The following is a 23,135-nucleotide window of genomic DNA, read 5'->3' as shown; positions in this document are numbered from 1 at the left end:
AAGGACCGCGATAGTGTCAAGCAATGCTGACACTCGCGGTCGACCATCGGGTTGCGCAAGAGATCGATCGGCGCCCGCACGCCGTCGTGGTCGGCTCGGGCTTCGGCGGTCTCGCCGCGGCGGTCCGGCTGGGCGCGCGCGGCTATCGCGTCACCGTCTTGGAGCGCCTCGCGCAGCCCGGGGGACGGGCCCGCGTCCACCGGCAGGACGGCTTCACCTTCGACGCCGGTCCGACCATCGTCACCGCGCCCCAGCTCTTCGAGGAGTTGTGGCAGCTCGCCGGCCGCAGGCTCGCCGACGACGTGACGCTGGTGCCGATGGATCCCTTCTACCGGATCCGCTTCGCCGACGGCACGTCCTTCGCCTACAGCGGCGACGTGGACCGGATGCGCGCCGAGGTGGCCCGCTTCGCGCCGGACGACGTCGCGGGGTACGAGCGCTTCATGGCGCACAGCCGCGCCGTCTGCCGGATCGGGTTCGAGCAGCTCGGACACGTGCCGTTCGGCAGCGTCGGCGCGATGCTCAAGATCGCGCCCGACCTGCTGCGCCTCTCGGGACACCGCTCGGTGCACGACGTGGTGGCGCGCTTCATCCGCGACGAGCGGCTGCGCACGGTCTTCAGCTTCCATCCGCTCCTGATCGGCGGCAACCCGTTCCGGGCCAGCGCCATCTACTGCCTGATCGCCGACCTCGAGCGGCGCTGGGGCGTTCACTTCGCGATGGGCGGTACGGGGCAGCTGGTCGACGGGCTGGTGCGGCTGATCCGGTCGCAGGGCGGCCGCCTGCGCCTCGGCGTCGAGGTCGCGCGCATCCGGGTCGAGGCGGGGGCGGCCACCGGCGTCGACCTGACCAGCGGCGAGACGATCGCGGCCGACGTCGTGGTGTCCAACGCCGATTCGGCCGTGACGCACGCGCGCCTGCTTCCGGAGGCGCAGCGCTGGAGCCCGGGGCGGTTCCAGCGAGCCCGCTCGTCGATGGGACTATTCGTCTGGTACTTCGGCACCAAGCGGCGCTACCCGGCGGTGGATCACCACACGATCCTGCTCGGGCCCCGATACCGCGGCCTGCTCGCCGACATCTTCGACCGCAAGGTGCTGGCCGAGGACGCGAGCCTCTACCTGCATCGTCCGACCGCCACCGATCCGAGCCTCGCCCCACCGGGATGCGACGCCTTCTACGTGCTGGCCCCGGTGCCGAACCTCGCCGGCGGCCAGGATTGGCAGACCCTCGCCGAACCGTACCGGCGCCGGATCGCCGCCCTGCTCGAGGCGAGCGTGATGCCTGGCCTGTCGGAGGCCATCGTGACCTCGAAGGTGACGACGCCGCTGGATTTCCAGGACGATTTCCTGAGCTACCGGGGCTCCGGATTCGGCCTGGAGCCGGTGCTGACGCAATCGGCCTGGTTCCGTCCGCACAACCGGTCGAGCGCAGTCCGCAACCTCTACCTCGTGGGCGCCGGCACGCATCCGGGGGCCGGCCTCCCCGGGGTGCTGTCCTCCGCCCGCATCCTCGACAGCGTGGTCCCCGATGCCCGCGTTACCGCCTGAATTCGCCGCCGCGGCCGACCGGACCGCCTGCCGGATGGCGATCCGGGCCGGTTCGAAGAGCTTCTTCGCGGCCGGCCAGCTGCTGCCGGCCGACATGCGCGAGGCGGCTTACGGCCTCTACGCCTTCTGCCGGCTGTCCGACGATCTCGTCGACGATGCGGCGAGCCCGGCCGACCGGCGCGGCGCCGTGGCGCGTCTCGAGGCCCGGATCGGTCAGGCCTATGCGGGCCGTCCCGCCGACGCCCCGGCGGACCGCGCCTTCGCGGAGATCGTCGCGGCCCACGCGATTCCGGAAGCGCTGCCGCGCGCGCTGATCGAGGGCTTCGCCTGGGACGCCGAGGGCCGGCGCTACGCCGATCTCGGGGCGCTCCACGCCTACGCTGCCCGGGTCGCGGGCTCGGTCGGGGCGATGATGTCCCTGATCATGGGGACCCGCTGTCCCGACGCGCTGGCCCGCGCCTGCGATCTCGGCGCCGCGATGCAGCTCACCAACATCGCGCGCGACGTCGGCGAGGACGCGCGGATGGGCCGCCTCTACCTGCCACTGGACTGGATGCGGGAGGCGGGGCTCGATCCGGACGCGTTCCTCGCCGATCCGCGGCCGAGCCCGGCCCTGGCCGGCGTGGTGGCCCGCCTCCTCGCCGAGGCGGACAGCCTCTACGCGCGCGCCGAGGCGGGCATCGCGGTGCTGCCACGCGGCTGCCGGCCCTCGATCCGGGCGGCGGGGCTGATCTACGCCGAGATCGGCCGGGTCGTCGCGGCGCAGGGCTACGATTCGGTCCGCCACCGCGCCCGGGTCACGACGGCGCGGAAGCTCGCCCTGATCGTCCGCGCGATCCGAACGCCCGCGGACGCGGCCGGCCTCGGCGCGGCCCCGCTTCCCGAGACGGCGTTCCTGATCGAGGCCGTGGCGGCCGAGCCGGTCCTGCCGATGCGCGCGCGCCCGGCGCTGCGGCCCTGGTGGGACGTCGGCGGCCGGGTCGTGCACGTCCTCGACCTGATCGAGCGGATGCGCGAGCGCGAGGCGTTCGGCCGCTCCGCACCGTCCTGATCGACGCGGCGGAGGCTCATCGGTGCGCGACGGGCTGTTCGCCGCCCTCGATATCGGACTCGTCTTCGCCCTGGCGCTGGGTGTCGGGGTCTGGCAGCTCATCGCGGTCCGCCGCAGCATCCGCCGCGACCGGGACGGCAAGGCGGATTGAGGCCACGGTTACCGACGGCGGCCTCCGGGCCGTGACGGCGCGGTGAGCCACTACCCCGCGATCCGGCCGCCCTCATCCGTCGCGGTCACGCGGTCGGCGGATTCGGCGAGCGCGACGTCGCCCTCCAGCAGGCACCCGACCGGGCGGCCGTCCACGAAGCCGAGCCGCACCCGGATCTCGGACAGGCGGCCCATAGCCCGACCCTGCAGGATCCGGATCGGACGGTCGTCCGGCTCGATGAGGCCGTCCTGCAACAGCCCGAAGGCCAGGGCTGCGGCCGCGATGCCCGTGGCGGCGTCCTCGGGATAGCCGGAGGCGCGGGGAAACTGCCGCGCCTCGAACAGCCGGGCCGGGCCGTCGAGCACGGCGTAGGGGTAGAGCCCGGTCGACCCGATCCGCGTGCAGGCAGCCTCGACGGCATCGCTTGCGGGCGCGAGGGCGTTCAGCGCCGCCGAGTCGCGCATCGGCACGAGCGTCTTGATCCGGGACGTCACAGCGTTGTGGACCGGCCGCGCAGCGAGGGCGTCGCGCCCGATTCCGAGCGCCGCTTGAGCTGCGGCGATCTGCTCGTCCGTCAGGGGCCGCACGCGGCCGACCGACTGCGTGATCGCGACGCTCCAAGCATCCGCGCCGCGCGGGCTGACGAACCCCGTTACGGAACCGCTGCCGGTGGCGATGCGGACCGACCCGTCCGGGAGGCGCCCCTCGCGGGCGAGCACCCACAGGACGCCGATCGTGGCGTGGGCGCACATCTCCATCTCGTGGTTCGGCACGAAGAAGCGGAGGTGCAGATCGTGGGCCGGGTCATCGGCCGGCAGCGCGAAGCCCGATTCGTGGCCGTACCGCCGGGCGACGCCCCGCATGGCCTCCGCGTCGAGGGCCCGCGCGTCGGAGACGACGGGACAGGGATTGCCGCCCGTGCCGGCGTGCGTGAAGACGTCGACCACAGTCACGCGGGGCATCGGCCGGCCCTCACTGGAGGTGGCGGGTATAGGTGTCGCCGGCCGCCGCCTTGAGGGCCGCGCCCGCCTCGCGGCCGATCCGCTCCGCCTCCGCGACGGGTCCCTGCCGGGACGCCGCCCAGTGGCGGCTGCCGTCGGGCAGGAACAGCAGCCCGTCGATCCGCAGAGTGTCCCCGTCGATCTGCGCCAGGGCGGCGATGGGCGTCCGGCAGGATCCGTCGAGTTCCGCGAGCAGCGCCCGCTCGGCCGAGACCGCGATGGTGGTCCGCGCGCAGGCGATGGGCGCCAGGAGGTCGCGGATCGCCGCGTCGTCCGAGCGGCACTCGATGCCCAGGGCGCCCTGCGCCACGGCCGGCAGCATCTCCTCGACCGACAGGACGCTGCGCGCCATGCTCTCCAGGCCGAGGCGCTCCAGGCCCGCGATGGCGAGGAGCGTCGCGTCGCACTCGCCGGCCTCGAGTTTGCGCATCCGGGTGTTGGCGTTGCCCCGCAGCGGGACCACTCGGAGATCGGGCCGTCGCATCAGCACCTGCGCGCCGCGGCGGAGCGACGAGGTCCCGACCCGGGCGCCGGCCGGCAGCCCCGCCAGTCCGTCGGCGTGCGGCGACAGGAACGCGTCCCGCGGGTCGTCGCGCGCGAGGATGCAGGCGATGGTGAGACCGTCGGGGAGCCAGGTCTCCACATCCTTCATCGAATGCACGGCGACGTCGACCTCGCCGGCGAACAGGGCCTGCTCGAGTTCCTTGGTGAACAGGCCCTTGCCGCCGATCTCGGACAGGGGCCGGTCCAGGATCTTGTCGGCCACGGTGGTCACGACCACCAGCTCGGTCTCGAGGCCCGGATTGGCCGCCACGATCCGGTCGCGCACCATCCCGGTCTGCGCGAGCGCCATCGGAGAGCCGCGGGTGCCGATGCGCAGGGGGCGGTTCAACATCTGTTCCGGATCGCTTCGCTGGACGAGACACTGCCTTATAGACCGAGCGCGGCGGCAGGCCACATTCCGTCAACCGGTTTCGGGCCAGGGTCTCGCGGCCGTGAAGGCGGCCCGCCCCGCTTTCGCCGGACTGCGCGCCTAGCGGGACCCCGGCGGGTTCTGGAGCCTACAGGTCTTATCGCGATGCTGATCATGCCGAGCCGCCGGCAGTTCCTGACCGGGCTCGGCGTGGGCGCCGGCCTCACCGCCGCGACGGGCGTCTACGCCTTCGACGTCGAGCCGCTGCACCGGCTCGTGGTCACGTCCTACGCGCCGTCCCTGCCGCGCTGGGATCCGGCGCTGCGCCTGCGGGTGGCGGTGCTGGCGGATTTCCACATCTGCGAGCCGTACATGCCGTTCGACCGGGTGGCGGAGATCGTCGCGGCCACCAACGCCCTCGCGCCCGATCTGGTCCTGCTGCTCGGCGACTACCCGGCCGGGCGCATCGCGTGGCGCAAGCTGCCGCTCGACCAGTTCGCCCGGATGATGACGGAGCTGAAGGCGCCCCTCGGCACGCACGCGATCCTCGGCAACCACGATTGGTGGGACGACCACGCCGTCCAGCGGGCCGGCCGCGGCGTTCCGGCGGTGCGGCGCCTGCTGGAGGCGCAGGGCATCCCGGTCCTGGAGAATCAGGCCGTGCGCCTCGTGAAGGACGGGCGGCCGTTCTGGCTGGCCGGGCTCGGCGACCAGCTGCCGTTCCTCAACGCGTGGAGCACGTTCAGCCTGGCCGACCTGCCGCGAACGCTGCGAGCGGTCACGGACTCGGCGCCCGTGATCCTGATGGCCCACGAACCCGACATCTTCGTCTCCGTGCCCGACCGCGTCTCGCTGACCCTCGCCGGCCACACCCATGGCGGCCAGGTCCGGCTGTTCGGCCACGCCCCCGCCATCCGGAAGGTGCGCGGCCACGATTACTCCTACGGCCACATCGTCCAGGACGGCCGCCACATGATCGTCTCGGGCGGTTTCGGGATGAGCCGGATCCCAGTGCGGATGGGCGTCCCTCCGGAGATCGTCCTCCTCGAGCTCGGCACGTCGGACGCGTCCGCGACCGCCAGCTGAGCACGCGAGCGCGTCACGCGGACGCCGACGGTCGCCGCATCGGTGAAGTAGATCCGGGTCGCGCACAATGGATGTGTCGCCTGCGCGCGCGATCTTGCAAGTCACAGCGGTCATTCGCAGGCATTGACGCGGGTTTGACACACCGAGATGTGCGTGAGAGCGTCCCGCGTCGATTCGATCTGGGGACGCTCATGCCGATCCTGCTCGGCCTCATCGGGATCATCGTCGCGGGACTGTTCTGGATCTTGCGGACGCACGGAGCCGTCAAGGGCCTGCAGGAGGTCAACCGGGACACGAAGGGGCTTCAGCGCCGCGCCGTCTCGACCTTCCAGAACCTCGTGGGGACGCCGTTGCAGCGCGTCCGCGACCCGCGCCTGGCGGCGGTGATCCTGATGATTCAGCTGGTCCGGACCGGCAGCCCCCTCACCGCCAGCGAGAAGACGCGGATCCTCGAATACATGGAGCGTCCGCTCGAGGTGGATCGGATCTCGGCCACCTTCGAGCGGGCCTGGGGCTACACGCAGGCGCGTCTCCCGTTCTCGCAGGTCGCCGACGCCCTGGCGCCGCTTCTGCGCGACGCGCTGACGGTGGCCGAGCGGGGCGAGCTGATCGCGATGCTGACCCAGGTGGCCAGCGCGCATTCCCCGCCCAGCGAGTTGCAGCGGGAGGGCATCGCCCGCCTCAAGCGGCGCCTGCTCGTCGGCGAGGGACCCGTCCTGGTCAGGGGACGAGGCGAATCCGCCTGATCCGCATCGGGGTGGGGCAAGGCGCGCCGGAACGCCGCGCCGCTCGCCTTTCCGGACCGCTGCGCTACCTCGCGGGCATGCGCGCGCTTCTGCCTCTCCTCGTCTTCACCGCCCTTTCGGCCGGCGCCGGCCCCGTCCGGGCACAGTCCTGCAACGCGCTCGTCGACAAGGTCACGGCCGAGACGGCGGCCAAGACGGCCGAGCGCCGGAGCGACTACGCGAGCTTCACGGCCGGTCCGGACATGACCCTGACGCTGGCCTGCGGCGGGCCAGACTTGTCCTCTGTGGGCGCGCAGTTTCGCGGGGCGAACCCGCCCGACCGCTACTACGACCTGTTCGGGCAGGCCGGGCACGCGGTGACCGGCATCGATGCCGCCGTGATCACCGAGGCCGCGCACCGGGCCCAGGCGACGGCCACGAAGCTCAGGCACAGCAACGTCGATCTCGGCGGGGCCCGGGTCACCTGCTCGGCGATGGTGTCGCCCGACAAGGGCCCGCTGACGCTGTGCGCGGTGATCGAGAACAGCAACCGCAGCTGAGACCGGCGGCGGCGCGGCCGCCGGCCCGTCCGCCCGCCTCAGAGCGGGATGTTGTCGTGCTTCTTCCAGGGCTGCTCCATCTTCTTGGTGCGGAGCATCCCGAGGGCCTTGGCGATCCGGCGGCGGGTCGAGTGCGGCATGATCACCTCGTCGATGTAGCCGCGCTCGGCCGCCACGAAGGGCGAGAGGAACCGGTCCTCGTACTCGCCGGTGCGCGCCGCGATCTTCTCCGGGTCGCCGATCTCACTGCGGAAGATGATCTCGACCGCGCCCTTCGCGCCCATCACGGCGATCTGCGCCGTCGGCCACGCGTAGTTCACGTCCGCGCCGACGTGCTTCGACGCCATGACGTCGTAGGCGCCGCCGAAGGCCTTGCGGGTGATGATCGTGACCAGCGGCACCGTCGCCTGTGAGTAGGCGAAGAGCAGCTTGGCGCCGTGCTTGATCAGGCCGCCGTATTCCTGCGCCGTGCCCGGCAGGAAGCCCGGCACGTCCACGAAGGTGACGATCGGGATGCCGAAGGCGTCGCAGTAGCGCACGAAGCGCGCGGCCTTCCGCGAGGCGTCCGAATCGAGCACGCCCGCGAGCACCAGCGGCTGGTTGGCCACGAAACCGACGGTCCGGCCCTCGATCCGGCCGAACCCGGTGATGATGTTGCGCGCGTAGGCGGACTGGATCTCGAAGAAGTCGCCCTCGTCCACCACGCGGCGGATCAGCTCGCCCATGTCGTAGGGCTTGTTCGGGTTGTCGGGGATCAGCGTGTCGAGGGACGCGTCGATCCGGTTGACGTCGTCGAAGCTCTCCAGCTCCGGCACGCCGTCGATGTTGTTCGCCGGGAGGAAGTCGAGGAGGCGGCGGATCTGGAGGATCGCCTCGACGTCGTTCTCGAAGGACCCGTCGGCGATCGACGACTTGGTCGTGTGGACCTTGGCGCCCCCGAGTTCCTCGGCGGTCACGACCTCGTTGGTGACGGTCTTCACCACGTCGGGGCCGGTCACGAACATGTAGCTCGTGTCGCGAACCATGAAGATGAAGTCGGTCATGGCCGGCGAGTAGACGTCGCCGCCCGCGCAGGGACCCATGATCACCGAGATCTGCGGGATGACGCCCGAGGCCATGACGTTGCGGCGGAACACCTCGCCGTAGCCGCCGAGCGCCGCGACGCCCTCCTGGATGCGCGCGCCGCCGGCGTCGAAGATACCGATGATCGGGGCGCGCATCTTCAGCGCCATGTCCTGAACCTTCACGATCTTCTGGGCATGCGCCTCGGACAGCGAGCCGCCGAAAACCGTGAAGTCCTTCGAGAAGAGGAAGACCGTGCGGCCGTTGATCGTGCCCCAGCCGGTCACGACGCCGTCGCCGGGGATCTTCTGCTTCTCCATGCCGAAATCGGTGGAGCGGTGCTGCACGAACATGTCGAACTCCTCGAACGACCCGTGGTCGAGGAGGAGTTCGATGCGCTCGCGCGCCGTGAGCTTGCCGCGCTTGTGCTGGGCCTCGACGCGCTTCTCACCGCCGCCGAGCCGGGCCTGCGCCCGCCGCTCTTCGAGCTTGTCGAGGATGTCCTTCATGGCTGTTCCCGCCCTTCCCCTGCCTGTGACCTGCGACCCGGATCGGGCCGGGTCCAAGCTTATGCGTTCACCGATCGAGCGCCCTTAGCACGCGCTTTTCGGGTGGCAAACCGACGCGGGGAGCCGCGGGATCAGACCTTCGGGGGATAGGGATGATGGTGGACGGTGCAGGGATCGAACCTGCGACCTTTCCCGTGTGAAGGGAACGCACTACCGCTGTGCTAACCGTCCGTACCGGCGTGCTGCCTGAGCGCACGCCATCGCCGCTCGCCCGTGGGGGCGCCGCGACCCGGTGGCGGGCCTTCTAGAGCGCGGCGGGCCGCGACGTCAAGCGCGGCCGGCGATGTTGGCTGACAGCCGGACGAGCGTTCGAGCAGGCGTCCAGATACGCACCGCACTCGGCGGAGCGCCGCCGTCGCCGGCCCGGGGCACGCCGACGTGCGCGTGCGTGAGGTTGACAAGGGCGCCGGCCGGGTGCGCTGTGCGGGCATGCACGATGGGCCAGCGGGCGCGAAGCCCGGCAGCGACGTGACGGTGGAGGGCGCGGCGAGGCCAGGACGGCCGCGCGTCGCGATCACGTACTGCACCCAATGCAACTGGCTGCTGCGCTCCGCCTGGATGGCGCAGGAACTCCTCTCGACGTTTCGCGATGATCTGGGCGAGGTCGCCCTCGTCCCGGCCACGGGGGGCGCTTTCAACATCCAACTGGACGGGGTGCTCCTGTGGGAACGGGTGCGCGACGGCGGTTTCCCGGACGTGAAGGCGCTGAAGCAGCGCGTGCGCGACCACCTCGACCCGACACGCGATCTCGGTCATATCGACCGGTCATGAGGCGAGGGAACGGCGACGAGCCCGCGTGGCACCGCGGGCCGGGGACGGACCCCGCTTGAGTCCGGACCATCACGCCGAGGGCGCGGGCGTCCCCGCGGTGATTCCCGCGCGCCGTTCCTGGCTGTCGCGGCGGCTGCACCGCTTCGGGCGAAACGGCTTCTCGACCCAGGTCTACCTGATCGCGCTGGTGATCGCGCTGATCGGCCCCGGCCTGCTGTTCACCAGCATCCTGCTGATGCGCTACGCCTCCGCCGAGCGGGCACGGTTCGAGCAGGACGCCCGCGAGAACGTGCGCGGCATCGGCCTGTCCCTGGACCGCGACACCGCCGGTCTCGTGTCGGTGCTGCAGACTCTGGCGACCTCACCGCGGATCCGGCAGGGCGACTTCGAGGCGTTCGACGCCCAGGCGCGCCTCGTCCGCGAATCGATCGACCTGGACGTGCTCCTGCGCCGGCCCAACGGGCAGGAGATGGTGAATACCGGCGTGCCGCGCGGTGCGCCGATGCCGGTCGTGACGCTACCCTTCGACCAGGATCTGGCCCGCGGGACGCAGCGCGCCATGGTGAGCGGCTACGTGCCGGGCCCGACGCCGAGCGAGGCCACCTACGCGGTCGGCGTGCCCGTGATGGTCGACGGCGAGGTCGGCTATATCCTGAGCTTCACCGTCCCCCTGTCGCGCCTGCAGGGCATCCTGTCCCGGGAGGTCGTCCCGGGCTGGACGACGGGGATCAGCGACAGGTCGGGCATCGTCCTGGCGCGCCTGCCCGATCCCGAGGCGGTGGTCGGCAAGCAGCGCCTCGCCAGCCTCCGCCAGGTGCAGTCGTCGACGCCCGGGGTCTGGGAGGGCCAGGATCGCCAGCACAAGCCGGTGGTGGTGATCGAGGCGCGCTCGCGGCTCACCGGCTGGATGGTCGCGACCAGCATCCCGCAGGCCCTCGTCGACGCGCGGGTGCGGCGCTGGATCTGGGCCTTCGCGGGCTTCGGCCTGCTGGTGCTGGCCACCTCGTCGCTCCTGGCGGTGAACCTCTGGTCGCGGGTCTCGCGCCCCCTCCGGCTGCTGGCCGCTTCGGGGCCTGCCCTGGCCCGGGGCGAGGCGATCCCGCGCGTGTCGTCGCCGGTCCACGAGATCCAGCGGCTCGGCGTCGTGCTGTCGGAGGCGTCTCTCCGGCTGCGCACCCGGGAGGAGGAGCGCGACCGGGCGCTCGCCGAGACAAAGCGCGGTCTGAGCGCCCTGAGCGAGTCCGAGGCGCGCTTCCGGCACATGGCCGATTCGGCGCCGGCCCTGATCTGGATGACCGACGAGACCGGCGCGGTCAGCTTCGCCAACCTCCATTTCGAGCACCTGTTCGGGCTGCCGGCCGCACGGTTCAACGACGACGGCTGGCACCAGATCGTGCATCCCGACGACCTGAAGAATTTCCGCAGCGCCTTCACGGAGGCGTTCGAGGCCCGGATCCCGTTCCGCACGGAGGCGCGGGTGATCGACCGGACGGGCGCGGTGCGCTGGCTCCAGTGCGAGGGCGTGCCGCGGCTCGACGACGCCCAGAACTTCCTGGGCTACACCGGCTGCAACATCGACATCACCGACACGAAGAACGCCGAGGAGCACCTCCTGCTCCTGATCCACGAGTTGAACCACCGGGTGAAGAACACCCTGGCGACGGTGCAGTCGATCGCGGCCCAGTCGCTGCGCGGGCTGGAAGGCGCCGAGGCCGACGCGGCGCGCGCCGCCTTCGAGGCGCGCCTCCTCGCCCTGGCGCGGGTGCACGACGTGCTGACCCGGGAGAGCTGGGAGGGGGCGGAACTCTCAGCCGTCGTGGCGGACGCGATCCGGCCGCTGGAGGCCGGCGACGGCCGGGCCTCGCGGTTCCAGGTTCAGGGACCGGCCCTGCGGCTGCCGCCGCGGCTCGCGCTGTCCATCGCCATGGCCCTGCACGAGCTCGGCACGAACGCCGTGAAGTACGGCGCGCTCTCGACCGAGGGCGGCACGGTCGAGATCGCCTGGACGGTGCGGCGCCTGGACGAGATGCAGCTCTCGCTCCGCTGGTCCGAGCGCGGCGGCCCGCCGGTGAAGAAGCCGACGCGGACCGGATTCGGCTCGCGCCTGATCGAGCGCAGTCTGGCGCGCGAGCTCGCCGGCGAGGTGGTGCTGAGCTACGAGCCGACCGGCGTGGTGTGCACCATCGACGCCCCGGTGCCGCCGCCGGGCCTCCTCGAGCGCAAGGGCGTCGCCGCCCCGACGCGGATCGCGCCGCTGCCGCTCGCCGGGTAGGCCACACGGCGCGGCGCGCGCCCGTCAGTGGTACGGATCGGCAGCGTCGCGCAGGCCGTCGCCCATGAAGTTGAAGGCGAGCACCGTCACCAGCACGGGCAGGACCGGCAGGAGCAGCCAGGGGTAGAGCTGCACCGCCGCGAGATTCTGCGCCTCGTTGAGCAGCACGCCCCAGCTGGTCACCGGCGGTCTGAGTCCGAGGCCCAGGAACGACAGGGCGGTCTCGCCGAGGATCATGGTCGGGATCGACAGCGTCGCCGACGCGATCAGGTGGCTCATGAAGTTCGGGATCAGGTGGCGGCCGATCACCCGGGTCGGCGAGGCGCCCATCAGCTCGGCGGCCTGGACGAAATCCTCCTCCCGCAGCGCCAGGAGCTTGCCGCGCACCGCCCGCGCGAGCCCCGGCCAGTCGAGCAGGCCGAGGATCACCGTGATGCCGAAGAAGATCAGCAGCGGGCTCCAGTTCGGCGGCAGCGCCGCCGACAGGGCGAGCCAGAGCGGCAGCTCCGGCAGGGAGCGCACCACCTCGATCAGCCGCTGCACCCCGGCATCGACGACGCCGCCGAAATAGCCCGCGATGCCGCCGAAGAAGAGCCCGAGCGCGAACGAGATGGCGACGCCCACGAGGCCGATGGTGAGGGAGATTCGGGCCCCGTAGATCATGCGCGAGAACAGGTCACGCCCGAGCTTGTCGGTGCCGAGGAGGAACAGCGTGCCGTTCTCCGGCGGGCAGACGAGGTGCAGGTCGGTGCGGACGAGCCCCAGCCAGTCGTAGCCGTCGCCCCGGCAGAGGAAGCGCAGCGGCTGCGGGGCGGCGGCGTCCACCTTGTAGTCCCGGCGGAACGTGTCGAGGTCGAGATGGGCCCGGTAGGGGTAGACGAACGGCCCGACGAAGCGGCCCTCGTGGAACAGGTGCACGCCCTGTGGCGGCGCGTAGAGGAAGTCGCCGTTGCGGCGGGCCTGTCCATAGGGCGCGAGCTGCTCGACGAACGGCACGGTCGCGTAGAGCGCGAGCAGGATCAGGGCCGAGGCCACGGCGAGGCGGTGGCGCAGGAACTTGCGGAGGATGAGCCGCCACGCGGAGGCCGTGGCGACCGGGCTCTCGGTCCGGGCCTCCGGCTCGAAGGGCGCCGGATCGACGAAGTGTCCGGATGCGGGCAGCGCGTCGGTCATCGCGGGGCGAGTCATCGCAGGCCCATGCGGATGCGCGGATCGAGCCAGACCAGGATCAGGTCCGAGATCAGCATGCCGACGAGGGTGAGGGCCGCGACGAACATCAGGATGAACCCGGCCATGAACTGGTCCTGGCTGCGCAGGGCCTCGAGAAGCAGCGGCCCGACGGTCGGCAGGCTGAGCACCAGGGAGACCAGCACCGACCCCGAGACGAGGTGCGGGAGCAGGTTGCCGATATCCGCGACGAACGGGTTGAGCGACATCCGGAACGGGTATTTCAGCAGCGCCTGCAGGGGCGGCAGGCCCTTGGCGCGGGCGGTCACCGTGTAGGGCTTGGCCAGCTCGTCGAGCAGGTTGGCGCGCATGCGCCGGATCATGGCCGCGGTGCCGCCGAGGCCGATCACCAGCGTCGGCACGATTAGGTGCGCCATGAGCGAGCGGACCTTCTCCCAGGTCCAGGGCTGGTTGGTGAGGGCCGAATCGTAGAGGCCGCCGATCGACAGCCCGAACCACCGGTTGGCGTAGAACAGCAGGATCAGGGCGAGCAGGAAGCCCGGCACCGCGAGGCCGACATAGCCCAGCAGGGTGACGACGGCGTCGCCGAGCGTGTTCCGGTGCGTCGCGGAGTAGATCGCCGCCGGGATCGCCACGAGGTGGACGAACACCACCGCCGTCAGGTTGATCAGCAGGGTCAGCCACAGGGCGTCGCCGACGACGTCCGCCACCGGCTTGTCGTACTCGAACGACCAGCCCCAGTCGCCCTGGAGCAGCCCGGAGAACCCGACCGATCCGGGCAGCACGCCGATCCACATCAGGTACTGCTGCCAGACCGGCCGATCGAGCCCGTACTGCTTGATGAGCAGCTCGGCCTTCGCCACGGAGCTCGCGTCGCCGGTGGCCCGCAGCTCCATGATCCGGTTGGTCAGGTAGTCGCCCGGCGGCAGCTTGATGATCACGAAGACGAGCGCCGAGATGACCAGCAGCGTCACCGCCATCGTGACGACGCGGCGGAGGATCTGGACGATCACCGGGCCTCCGCGCGCTTGTCGGCGCCGGTTTCAGTGCCCGTGTCCCAGAACAGCTCGTCGAGGCGCTGCACGCCGATCATCGCGGTGGGCTCCCAGGAATAGAGGGCGCGCTTCGGGAGGTTGATCAGGCGATCGGCGCCGACCACCGGCTGGAGCGCGCCCGCCACCGTGCCGATCACCCAGGTGTTGTGCGCGTGGTTCATCAGCATCTCGCGCCAGATCGCGGCCTGCCGGCCGGCATCGTCGGTGTGGCGCCACTCCCGGTCGAGCTCGATGAGGCGCTGGACCTCCGGTACGTCGCAGGGCTCGCCGCTCTTGCCGCGGCTCTCGACGTTCATGCTCCACAGCGGCCAGGAATAATGCTCCGGCTGGGCCGGACTCAGCTCGGTCGGGGGCATGATCGCGGTCGGGACGGCGAGGTCGAGGCCCTGGGCGGCGACCATGACGGTCACGCCCGCGATCGAGCGCCGGTGCAGGTTCGTGCGCTCCTGCGGCTTGGTGATCAGGCGGATCCCGACCTCGCGCCAGAACTCCGTGATGAGCAGCAGCGCGTCGAGGACCATCTCGGCCTCGCCGTCGCTCTCCACCACCAGTTCCAGGGCGCGACCGCCGGGGAGCAGCCGCGTGCCAGAACCGTCGCGGGCCGTCAGCCCGATCTCGTCCAGAAGCTTGGCGGCCCGGGCCGGGTCGTAGGCGGCGTTGAGGATCCGCATCTCGGGCTCGAACAGCGCGCTCTCCGGCACGATCGTGTCGTTGCCCTCGGTGCCCAGGCCGAACAGGAGCGTGTTGTTGAGGGTGCGCCGATCGATGGCGAGCGACAAGGCGTGCCGGTAACGCACGTCGCGGTTGAGCTGCCGCCACGCCGGATCCGTCGTGGTCAGGTTCGGGTAGAGCGCGATCTCCGAGCCGCGGGCCACGGGCCACAGGTTGGTGCGGTAGCGATGCGCCGCCTCACCCTCCTTGAGGCTCGGGATGTCGGGCATCATCAGGCCGCGGAACATCAGGTCGGCCTCGCCGGCATTGGTCTTGGCGACCAGGAGGCCCTGCGAGGCCACGTCCATCACGATGGAATCGACGTAGGGGAGCTGCGTGCCGGCCGTGTCGACCCGGTGGTAGCTGCGGTTGCGCTCGAACCGGAACCGGGTGGCCGGCGAGCGGGTCCGCGGGACCCAGCCCTGCAGGGTCGGGCAGTCCGGGTTGTTGAGCTCGTAATTGTCGTCGAGGCGATTGTGCAGGGCCGCCCAGCTGCGGAGCTTCAGCGCCTTGGCCTTCGCGTCGGCCGCCTCCTTGCCGACGTAGCGGGCGTGGTACGGCTTGAGATAGTGCGACGGCCGGTAGATCAGCGGGTCGCGCGGCGCCGCCAGGGCCGGCAGGAACATCGGGTTCGGCCGGTCCCAGCTGTAGCGGACGGTGACCGGATCGAGGAATTCCACCTCCGGGAGCTTGCCGTCGACCCGGAAGAAGGCCGCGGGCCCGTCGGGGCTCAGGGCCTTCTCGTTGGCGACATCCTCCCAGTAGTAGCGGAAATCCTCCGCGGTGAACGGGTGCCCGTCCGACCAGCGGTGGCCCTGGCGGAGCGTGAACGTGAAGCGGCCGCCCTCGACGTCGACGCGCTCCAGCACGTCGGGCCGCAGGTTGAGGTCGGAATCGTAGCCGACGAGGCGGGTGTAGCCGTAGACCGACAGGTAGCGGACGTCCCGCGCCTTGGCGATCAGGGTGCGGATCGTGCCGCCCGCGCTGCCGAGGCGGCGTCCGTGGGCGGCGAGGTCGGCCACGTAGGGGGTGGTCGGCGGGCCAGGCGCGTCGGCCGGCGGGGTGTCGGCGAAGGCCCGCGACGGCGCGCGCGACCAGATCAGGCTGGCGCCGAGCCCGGCGAGCAGGGCGCGGCGGGACACGGTGCTGTCGTTCCCGCCCCGCAGCGGGAGAGCGGACGGGGTGCCGTCCTGAATGTCCCAGGCCTTCATGAGCTGCCCCGCAACGTCACGGAGGTGAGCCGGGCGGGCGAGTAGCCGGTCGCCCTGTGCAGGTCGTCGAAGGCGTGGGACCGGGCGATCAACCCGGCGGCCTGCCGCACCAGGGCGTCGTCGGCCGGCTGCTCGAAATGGCGGCCGTTCCGCGTCCACCGGATCGGCTCCGGGTTGCGCTCGGGCCCGGTGATCATCGCGATGGTCGGGTGCGCGGGGCCGCCATGGGCGTGGATCCGGTGCCCGGCCGCGTCGTCGTCGAACAGCAGCCGGGTCAGACCGCGCGCCCGCGCCTCCACGACCCGCCGGCCCTGGGCGACGTGGTCGTCGAAGAACGCCACCGTCCGCGCCGGGTCGAGCATGGACCAGTCGGCGGTCGACCAATCCGCCGTGCTGTAGCGGGCCTGCCGGTCGCGGTACTGCAGGCCCGACAGGTCCGGATCGTGGCAGAAGATCTGCGCCTGCGGGCGGGCCTGCCGGATCACCCAGGTCGTGAGCCCGCGGAACACGCCCGATTCGATCACGAAGTCGGGCTTCAGCGCCCGCATGGCGACGTAGAGCTGCAGCGCGCCGTTGAAGCCGCTGCCGCCGCGCCGCTGCCGGACGGGGGCGGTGGGTATCAGCGCCCAGAACGCCCGGACCTGCTCCAGCACGTCGCCGTCGGGGACGAGGCCGGCGGCGGCGAGATCGCGTTCCAGGATGGCGGCGGCCGATTCGAGCAGGGTGGCGACTTCCCGCGGCGAGGTCGGCCGGTGGGTCCAGTCGGGGGCGGCCGGTACGAGGTCGTAGCCCAGGCGGTCGAAGAACGGCGACAGCACCTTGCGGCGCAGGCGCTCCAGCATCACGGGCGGCCGGGCCTGCATCACGCGGCCTCCGCACTGTGGGCGGCGCTGAAGCGCACCCGGTGTCCGGTCTCGACCGGGCGCATCGCCCCGGCCTCGTCGGGGGCCAAGCGGAACGGCTCCTCCCAGCGGGTCGGGTCATTGCGGTCGGAGGCGACGGCCGCGAAGTCGAGGGGATGGTCCAGGCTCGGATCGGGCACGGCGGCGAGCAGCGCCCGCGTGTAGGGATGGACGGGCCGGCGGAACAGGGCCGCGCGGGGCGCCTCCTCGACGATGCGGCCCCGGCACATCACGCTGATCGTGTCCGCCATGTAGTCGATCACTGCCAGATTGTGGGAAACGATGAGGTAGGAGAGGCCCAGGGCGGCCTGGAGATCCTTGAGCAGGTTCAGGATCTGCGCCTGGACCGAGACGTCGAGGGCCGAGACCGGCTCGTCGAGCACCAGCAGCCGCGGCTTCGGGGCGAGCGCCCGGGCGATCCCGATGCGCTGCCGCTGCCCGCCCGAGAAGGCGTGCGGGTACCGGCCGAGACCGCTGGGCTCCAGGCCGACCATCGCCATAAGGGCGCGGCAGCGCTCCCGCCGCTCCGCCGCCGGGACGCCGTGGATCTCCATCGGCTCCGACAGGATCTGCCGGACGGTCATGCGCGGATCGAGGGACGCGTAGGGGTCCTGGAACACGAACTGGACCGTGCGGCGATAGGCGAAGAGGGCGTCGCCGCTCAGGCCGTGGACGTCCCGCGGGCCGCTGCCGTCGTCGAACAGGATCCGCCCGGAATCCGGCCGGAGCGCCCGCATGATCATCTTCGAGACCGTGGTCTTGCCCGACCCGGACTCGCCGACGAGCCCCAGCGTCTGGCCCGCCGCCAAACTCAAGGAGACGTCGGACACGGCGTGGACGATCCGCGGCTTCTGCCACAGCCGACCGGCGCGCAGCGTGAAGCTCTTGCTCACCCCCTCCACCTGCAGGATCGGCCCGGCCAGGGGCGCGGGCGCCTGGCCGGGCGGGATCTCGGCCTTGGCCGGGCGGATCGGCGTGAGCCGCTCGCCGGGCGCCATGTCGAAGCGCGGCACCGCGTGGAGGAGCGCGCGGAGATAGGCGTGGCCCGGCGCGCGCATCACCGTGTCGCGCGGGCCCGCCTCGACGAGGCGTCCGCGATAGAGGACGGCGACGTCGTGGGCGATGTTGGCGACCACGCCGAGGTCGTGGGTGATCAGCAGGATCGCCATCCCGGTCTCCTCCTGGAGCCGGGCCAGCAGGGCGAGGATCTGGGCCTGGGTGGTGACGTCGAGCGCGGTGGTCGGCTCGTCGGCGACGAGGAGGGCGGGTTTCAGGATCAGCGCCATGGCGATCATGGCGCGCTGGCGCAGGCCGCCGGACAACTCGAACGGGTAGGTCCGCAGGGCGCGGTGCGGGTCCGGGAAGCCGACCCGGGCCAGCGCCCCCTCGGTCCGGGCATCGGCCTCCTTGCGGTCGGCCCCGGTGTGGATGCGCAGCGCCTCGCCGATCTGGTCGCCCACCGTGTGGAGCGGTGACAGGCAGGTCATGGGCTCCTGGAAGATCATGGCGATGCGCTGGCCACGGATCGCCCGCATCGCCTCGCCCTCGGAGGGGAGCCGCGCGATGTCGGCCTCGACCTCGCCGTCCCGGAACAGGATCTGACCGCGGGTGATGGCGGCGGAGGGCGGCAGGATCCGCAGAATCGCCTGGGCGGTCACCGACTTGCCCGAACCGGACTCGCCGACCAGGGCGAGGGTGCGGCCGCGGTGAACGTCGAGGGACAGGCCGTGCAGCGCCTCGAACGGACCGCTCTCCGTGCGGAACGCGACCGCGAGGTCGCGGATGGACAATAGCGGGCTCAACCCGTCCTCGCGATCTGTGAGACCTGAGACTTAGATGCCGCCGGCCCCTTGTCCATCGCGGACGCGCCGAAGTGCGCCCGAACATCCACGACCTGTATCGCCGGGTGCCGCAGGAGGTTGGCCACGAGGGCGCCGGCGAAGTCCCAGACGGCCTCGTCGTGGACGCGGTGGTGCGTCAGCAGGCCGAGCGGCCGCTCCGGCGCGCCCGCGATGTCGGCGGCGAGGCCGCGCAGCAGGGCTTCCGGATCGCGCAGGGACCGGCTGCCCCGCCAGTCGATCGGATCGAGGGTGGCATCGAGCCGGCGCAAACCCGGGATCGACGGGCCGGGCACGGCCGAGAGGCCGCGATAGCCGAGATCCGGCAGGGCGGCGGCGAGCTCCGGCGCGACGCGGTTCCACGGCGGTACGAAGACAGGCAGCAGCGAGCCTTCCGGCAGACGCTGCCGGGCGATCCGGAGACCGGCAGCGGCGTCGGCGACCAGGGTTTCGAGCGGGCGGTGCGCGCCGAACTCGGCCCGCTTCTCGCCCGGCGGGGCGTGGTTGTGGTGGGCGAGGCCGTGGACGGCGACGGATACACCGGCAGCCGCTTCGAGCCGCCGCGGCAGCGAGGCGTCGATGCCGGCCGGGATCGCGGCGAGGAGCAGCGGGACGCCATGGTGCTCGGCGAGACCGATGAGGCGGTCGAGGTCCGGACCGCCCGCGACCGCGTCGTCGTCGCGCCAGAACAGCGGCACGCGCAGGCCCCGCGCCGCGACGGCGTCGAGAGCACGGCGGAGAGCGTCGAGGGCCGGCTCGGCCGGCTTAGCCCGGACGGGGCGCGATCGCTCGCCCCCGCGGAGGGATTCGACCAGCGCGACCGTGCGCGCTGCGCCGTCCCGATCGATCCCGGGATCGCCGGGCGCGGGGAGGACGCCCCGCGACGCGATGGCCTCCACCAGGGTCCCGGGCGTCAGCTCCGATTCCGGCAGCACCCGGGCGAGTCCCCGGGTGGCGAGGCGCTCGGCGCGCAGGCGCTGCTCGGTCTCGCCGCCGGCCTCGAAGGGCACGAGGACAGCGGGTGTGCCGGTGGCGAGGAGATCGACGGCCGTGTTGTAGCCGCACTGGCTGACCGACAGGGCGGCGCCGGCCAGGAGCGCGCGATAGTCCGGCTGGGCGCGACCGAGGATGCCGGGCGCGAGACCGTGACCGATCTCGGACAGCTCGGCCTCGGGGACGCCGTGGCCGGCCAGGATCCGCCAGCCGAGATCCGGCCGAAGCCGGGCCGCGCCTGCGGCCGCGCGCAGCAGGACCAGCCCGGCCGGTCCGGATCCGGCGGCGACCACCACGCCGGAGCGGCGCGAGGCCGGCGCGGGCACGGTCCCCTCGTCCACGTAGCCGGTGTAACGCACCTTCGCGGCGGTGGCCGCGTCGAGGGGCCACGAGGCCTCGAGAGGGATCAGGGCCGGGTCGCCGTGCACCAGCACGGCGTCGTAGAGGTCCGCCACACGCGCGTGCGCCTGGGCGATCCGCTCCGGCTTGGTCGAGGCCACGAGGACGTCGCGCACGGAGGCGAGGACGAGCGGGCGCGGGCGCCGGGCGCGGGCCGCGTCCACCAGGGCGAGGAACTCGGCCGCCAGGGCGCGCCGGCCGAACGGGAACAGCTCGGTGATCACCGCGTCAGGCTCGAAGGCCGCCAGGGTATCGACCATCAGGGCTCGGCGGCGTTCGAGGAGCGCCGGCCCGGCCGGGCCTCCGTCGGGGTCCAGCAGCGTCGAGAAGTCCGTGCCGGCGATCCGGAGCGGCGGCAGCTGCACGCGGCGCAACCCGTCCTGTCGGACCATCGGTGCCGGGACGCCGCCCGAGACCAGCATCGTCTCGTGGCCGGCCGCCGCGAAGGCGCGGGCGATGGCGGCCGCGCGGGTGAGGTGCCCCGCGCCGAGCAGATGCGTGACCGCGATCAGGACGCGCACGCGGACAACTCCGATTCGCGGGCGACCGCGCCCTGCGGCAGACCCGCGGACGCGCGCAGCCGGCCGGCGATCAGCGCGATCGCCGCTTCCTCGGAGAAGTCCTGCACGAGCCGGGCCAGGGCCGCCGCGCCGAGCCGCTGACGGAGGCCCGGATCGCCCGCGAGACGGACCAGGGCCTCGGCCAGCGCCGCCGGCTCGCCGGGCGGCGTCAGGACGCCGTGGACACCGTCGGTGATGAATTCCGGCGTGCCGGCGAAGGCGGTCGCCAGGATCGGGAGCGCTTGGCTCGCGGCCTCCATCAGCACGTTCGGCAGGCCGTCGCGGTCGCCGCCAGGGGCGGGCTTCGTCGGCAGGACGAAGAGGTCCGCCGCGCGCATGGCCTCAATCACCGCGGGCTGCGCCAGGGCGCCGCGGAAGCGGACCCGCTCCGCCAGGCCGCAGGCAGCGACCCGGGCCTCCAGGGCTTCGCGCCGCTCGCCACTGCCGATCAGGTCGAGCCACCAGTGCAGGTGCGCGGGCAGGGCGGCGAGGGCGTCGATGAGGTCGTCGTGCCCCTTCTTGGCGACGAGCCGGCCGACACAGAGGAGCCGGAGGGCGCGGTCCGGGTCCGTCCCGTCGCGCGGCTCGCGCGGCGGCGGCGCGTCGGGGAACCGGGCGAGATCGAGCCCGTGATAGGCGAGGAGCGTCCGGCCCGGGGCGAGGCTGTCGAGCCGGGCGAGGCCGTCACGGGTGCAGGTCACGCCCCATTCGGCGTCGCGCAGCTTCTCGGCCAGTTCCCAGTCGGGCGTGGTCCAGATGTCCTTGGCATGCGCCGAGAAGCTCCACCGGCGCCCGGTCAGGAGCGCGGCGTAGCGGGCGACGCTGGCCGGCGTGTGCAGGAAGTGCACGTGGATATGGGCGACCTCGGCCGGCAATTCCCGGGCGAGGACCAGGGCCTGCCCGAGGCGCCGCAGCCGCGACGCCGTCGGGTCGCGCCGGAGATCGCGGGCGAACAGCGCCAGGAGCGCGGGCAGGTTCGGCCGCCGGAGCGCGGCGCCGACGCCCCGGGACACCCGCAGCGGCGCGTCGCGCAGGTACTCGGGCAGGTAGGCGGCCTCCGCGCGGATCTGCGCGTGCATCGGATGGCGGGCCCGATCGGTCGGGCGCCGGAGGGACCAGATCTCGAGAGCCAGGCCGCACCGTTCCAGCGCCAGCAACTCCTGCGCGATGAAGGTCTCGGAGAGCCGCGGATAGCCCTTCAGCACCACGGCGACCCGTTTGGCGCTCACGAATAGGCCTGCAGGTACGGCCGGGCCGGGACGTTCGCGCCGCCGCGGGCGGTCAGCGCCCGGACGCGGCGCGCGACCGCGTCGAGGCCGTCCAGGAGACCCGGCACCAGAACCCGCGACGGCGGGTCCTGTCCCGGCAGGTCGCGGAGCGCCGCCGCCATGCGCCCGGGCGCCCGGCCTTCCGCCTCCATCAGCACCCGCGCGAGGCCGAGCCGCTCGGCCGCCAGCGCCCGGATCGCCTGTTCCCGCCGCGGCTCGGTCCGGGGCACGAGGATCGCCCGGCGGTCGAAGGACAGGATCTCGCAGAACGTGTTGTAGCCCCCCATGGCGACGACGCCGGCGGCCTTGCGCATCAGGAACTCGATCTCGCTGTCGAAGGTGATGGCCGCGATCCGGTCGCCGAGGCGGCGGATGCGCGCCATGAACCCGTCGCGGATGCCGGCGTCGAGGAAGGGACCGAAGGCGATGAGCGCGGGCAGGGGGATCGCGGGATCGGCCTCGTAGGCGGCGATCACCCAGTCGATCAGGGCCGCCCCGTCGCCGCCGCCGCCCGGCGTCACCAGGATGAAGGGGCCGTTCGCGATCGGGGGCTCCTCGCGGCCGGCGCGGCGCTCCGGGAGGTCGCGGCGGAGATAGCCGGTGTAGATCAGGCGCCCGTCGATGCGGGCGGCCATCTCGGGCTCCATCGGCAGCGCCGCCAGGGGCTCGTGGATCCGGCTCAGCCCGTACACCCAGATCTCGTCGTAGAAGCGCGCCATCGTCTCGGCCGCGCCCTTGCGCTCCCATTCGGGGACGAGGCGGTCGGCGTCGTCGAGGACGTCGCGCAGGCCCAGGACGAGGCGGATGTCGCGGGCCGCGGCCTTCTCCAGCACCGGCAGCAACTCGCCGTGGAAGCCGGCCGGTTCCTTGTCGACGATGATCAGGTCGGGTCGGAAGGCGTCGCAGGCCTGGGCGATGATCGCGGAACGCTGCGCGACGGTGCGCGCCAGCGGGGTCGCGCCGTCGAGGCTGGCATAGCCGCCGTCGGCGAACTTGGTCACCGGCGGCAGCCTGACCGTCCGGACGCCCGCGGCGAAGGCGAAGCGGTCGACCACCGGGGAGCCCGAGACGATCATCGCCCGGGCGCCGCGGTTGCACGCCACGATCGCGTTGGCGATCGCCCGCGAGCGGCGCAGATGGCCGAGCCCGAAGGTATCGTGGCTGTAGATCAGGACGCGCGGGGCCGGAGACGCCTCGTCCAGTCGCATCGATGTGATCGCCCCGGTTTGACGGCGCGAGGATCGCAGCCGCCGCCCTCTTGCACAAGCCGGGCCGGGCCGCAAACACCCCTGTTAACGGGCC

The 23,135-nt window shown here is 72.4% G+C and carries 19 protein-coding genes and 1 tRNA gene; 8 read left to right on the top strand and 12 right to left on the bottom strand.

Annotated elements, in window-relative coordinates:
• The first annotated feature begins 23 nt into the window (after window positions 1-23).
• From ABIC30_RS09530 to ABIC30_RS09520, 3 genes are read left to right on the top strand one after another with little or no spacing between them, the layout of a single operon-like run.
• Window positions 24-1,547: a phytoene desaturase gene (locus ABIC30_RS09530; protein WP_020091964.1), complete on the top strand. Its 1,524-nt coding sequence runs from the start codon at window positions 24-26 to the stop codon at window positions 1,545-1,547.
• Complete coding sequence (locus ABIC30_RS09525) at window positions 1,528-2,598, top strand: phytoene/squalene synthase family protein (RefSeq protein WP_026604757.1); 1,071 nt, start codon at window positions 1,528-1,530, stop codon at window positions 2,596-2,598. The genes ABIC30_RS09530 and ABIC30_RS09525 overlap by 20 nt, the downstream gene beginning before the upstream one ends.
• Window positions 2,599-2,620: 22 nt before the next feature.
• Window positions 2,621-2,749, top strand: coding sequence for a hypothetical protein (locus ABIC30_RS09520; protein ID WP_020091966.1), 129 nt, complete (start codon window positions 2,621-2,623; stop codon window positions 2,747-2,749).
• A 50-nt stretch (window positions 2,750-2,799) separates the two neighbouring features.
• Here the strand turns inward: ABIC30_RS09520 and ABIC30_RS09515 are convergent, their stop codons facing one another.
• Window positions 2,800-3,711 (bottom strand): PhzF family phenazine biosynthesis protein, encoded by a 912-nt coding sequence (locus tag ABIC30_RS09515; protein ID WP_051123722.1) that lies wholly within the window; start codon window positions 3,709-3,711, stop codon window positions 2,800-2,802.
• A 10-nt stretch (window positions 3,712-3,721) separates the two neighbouring features.
• Entirely contained in the window at window positions 3,722-4,645 is a 924-nt protein-coding gene (gene hemC, locus ABIC30_RS09510) for a hydroxymethylbilane synthase (RefSeq protein WP_020091968.1), read from the bottom strand.
• Between the two features lie 183 nt (window positions 4,646-4,828).
• Between hemC and ABIC30_RS09505 the strand changes: the two genes are divergently transcribed.
• The 3 genes from ABIC30_RS09505 to ABIC30_RS09495 all read left to right on the top strand — a co-directional run bounded on the left by ABIC30_RS09505 (window position 4,829) and on the right by ABIC30_RS09495 (window position 7,034).
• On the top strand, window positions 4,829-5,749 hold the full coding sequence (locus ABIC30_RS09505; RefSeq protein ID WP_020091969.1) for a metallophosphoesterase: 921 nt from the start codon (window positions 4,829-4,831) through the stop codon (window positions 5,747-5,749).
• Between the two features lie 191 nt (window positions 5,750-5,940).
• A complete protein-coding gene (locus tag ABIC30_RS09500) occupies window positions 5,941-6,495 on the top strand; it encodes a tellurite resistance TerB family protein (protein WP_020091970.1) in 555 nt (184 codons plus the stop codon).
• Between the two features lie 77 nt (window positions 6,496-6,572).
• A complete protein-coding gene (locus ABIC30_RS09495) occupies window positions 6,573-7,034 on the top strand; it encodes an ABC transporter ATPase (RefSeq protein WP_354454767.1) in 462 nt (153 codons plus the stop codon).
• A 38-nt stretch (window positions 7,035-7,072) separates the two neighbouring features.
• Here ABIC30_RS09495 and ABIC30_RS09490 read toward each other — a convergent pair whose 3' ends face one another.
• Window positions 7,073-8,605 carry an acyl-CoA carboxylase subunit beta gene (locus ABIC30_RS09490; RefSeq protein WP_020091972.1) on the bottom strand — a complete coding sequence of 511 codons (1,533 nt, stop codon included), beginning with the start codon at window positions 8,603-8,605 and terminating at the stop codon, window positions 7,073-7,075.
• A gap of 156 nt (window positions 8,606-8,761) precedes the next feature.
• Window positions 8,762-8,836, bottom strand: a tRNA-Val gene (locus ABIC30_RS09485).
• Between the two features lie 258 nt (window positions 8,837-9,094).
• Here ABIC30_RS09485 and ABIC30_RS09480 point away from each other — a divergent pair.
• Entirely contained in the window at window positions 9,095-9,436 is a 342-nt protein-coding gene (locus tag ABIC30_RS09480; RefSeq protein WP_234082982.1) for an Rdx family protein, read from the top strand.
• Window positions 9,437-9,491: 55 nt separating this feature from the next.
• Complete coding sequence (locus ABIC30_RS09475) at window positions 9,492-11,708, top strand: sensor histidine kinase (RefSeq protein WP_020091974.1); 2,217 nt, start codon at window positions 9,492-9,494, stop codon at window positions 11,706-11,708.
• Between the two features lie 24 nt (window positions 11,709-11,732).
• On the opposite strand, the gene ABIC30_RS09470 is transcribed toward ABIC30_RS09475, so the two are convergent.
• From ABIC30_RS09470 to ABIC30_RS09435, 8 genes are read right to left on the bottom strand one after another with little or no spacing between them, the layout of a single operon-like run.
• Window positions 11,733-12,881 (bottom strand): ABC transporter permease, encoded by a 1,149-nt coding sequence (locus tag ABIC30_RS09470; RefSeq protein WP_020091975.1) that lies wholly within the window; start codon window positions 12,879-12,881, stop codon window positions 11,733-11,735.
• Window positions 12,882-12,892: 11 nt separating this feature from the next.
• Window positions 12,893-13,909 carry an ABC transporter permease gene (locus ABIC30_RS09465; RefSeq protein WP_020091976.1) on the bottom strand — a complete coding sequence of 339 codons (1,017 nt, stop codon included), beginning with the start codon at window positions 13,907-13,909 and terminating at the stop codon, window positions 12,893-12,895.
• Entirely contained in the window at window positions 13,906-15,873 is a 1,968-nt protein-coding gene (locus ABIC30_RS09460; RefSeq protein WP_354454764.1) for an ABC transporter substrate-binding protein, read from the bottom strand. Before ABIC30_RS09460 ends, ABIC30_RS09465 begins: the two co-directional genes overlap by 4 nt.
• On the bottom strand, window positions 15,870-16,736 hold the full coding sequence (locus ABIC30_RS09455; protein WP_020091978.1) for a hypothetical protein: 867 nt from the start codon (window positions 16,734-16,736) through the stop codon (window positions 15,870-15,872). The genes ABIC30_RS09460 and ABIC30_RS09455 overlap by 4 nt, the downstream gene beginning before the upstream one ends.
• Window positions 16,736-18,577, bottom strand: a complete 1,842-nt coding sequence (locus ABIC30_RS09450) for an ABC transporter ATP-binding protein (protein ID WP_026604759.1) — start codon at window positions 18,575-18,577, stop codon at window positions 16,736-16,738. The genes ABIC30_RS09455 and ABIC30_RS09450 overlap by 1 nt, the downstream gene beginning before the upstream one ends.
• Window positions 18,574-20,526 (bottom strand): glycosyltransferase, encoded by a 1,953-nt coding sequence (locus ABIC30_RS09445; protein WP_020091980.1) that lies wholly within the window; start codon window positions 20,524-20,526, stop codon window positions 18,574-18,576. The genes ABIC30_RS09450 and ABIC30_RS09445 overlap by 4 nt, the downstream gene beginning before the upstream one ends.
• On the bottom strand, window positions 20,514-21,794 hold the full coding sequence (locus ABIC30_RS09440) for a glycosyltransferase family 4 protein (RefSeq protein WP_020091981.1): 1,281 nt from the start codon (window positions 21,792-21,794) through the stop codon (window positions 20,514-20,516). Before ABIC30_RS09440 ends, ABIC30_RS09445 begins: the two co-directional genes overlap by 13 nt.
• Complete coding sequence (locus tag ABIC30_RS09435) at window positions 21,791-23,041, bottom strand: glycosyltransferase family protein (RefSeq protein ID WP_020091982.1); 1,251 nt, start codon at window positions 23,039-23,041, stop codon at window positions 21,791-21,793. The genes ABIC30_RS09440 and ABIC30_RS09435 overlap by 4 nt, the downstream gene beginning before the upstream one ends.
• Window positions 23,042-23,135: the final 94 nt, after the last annotated feature.

Source organism: Methylobacterium sp. 1030 (assembly GCF_040544715.1).
Lineage (GTDB): Bacteria > Pseudomonadota > Alphaproteobacteria > Rhizobiales > Beijerinckiaceae > Methylobacterium.
This window is presented reverse-complemented; position numbering and strand designations above follow the sequence as displayed.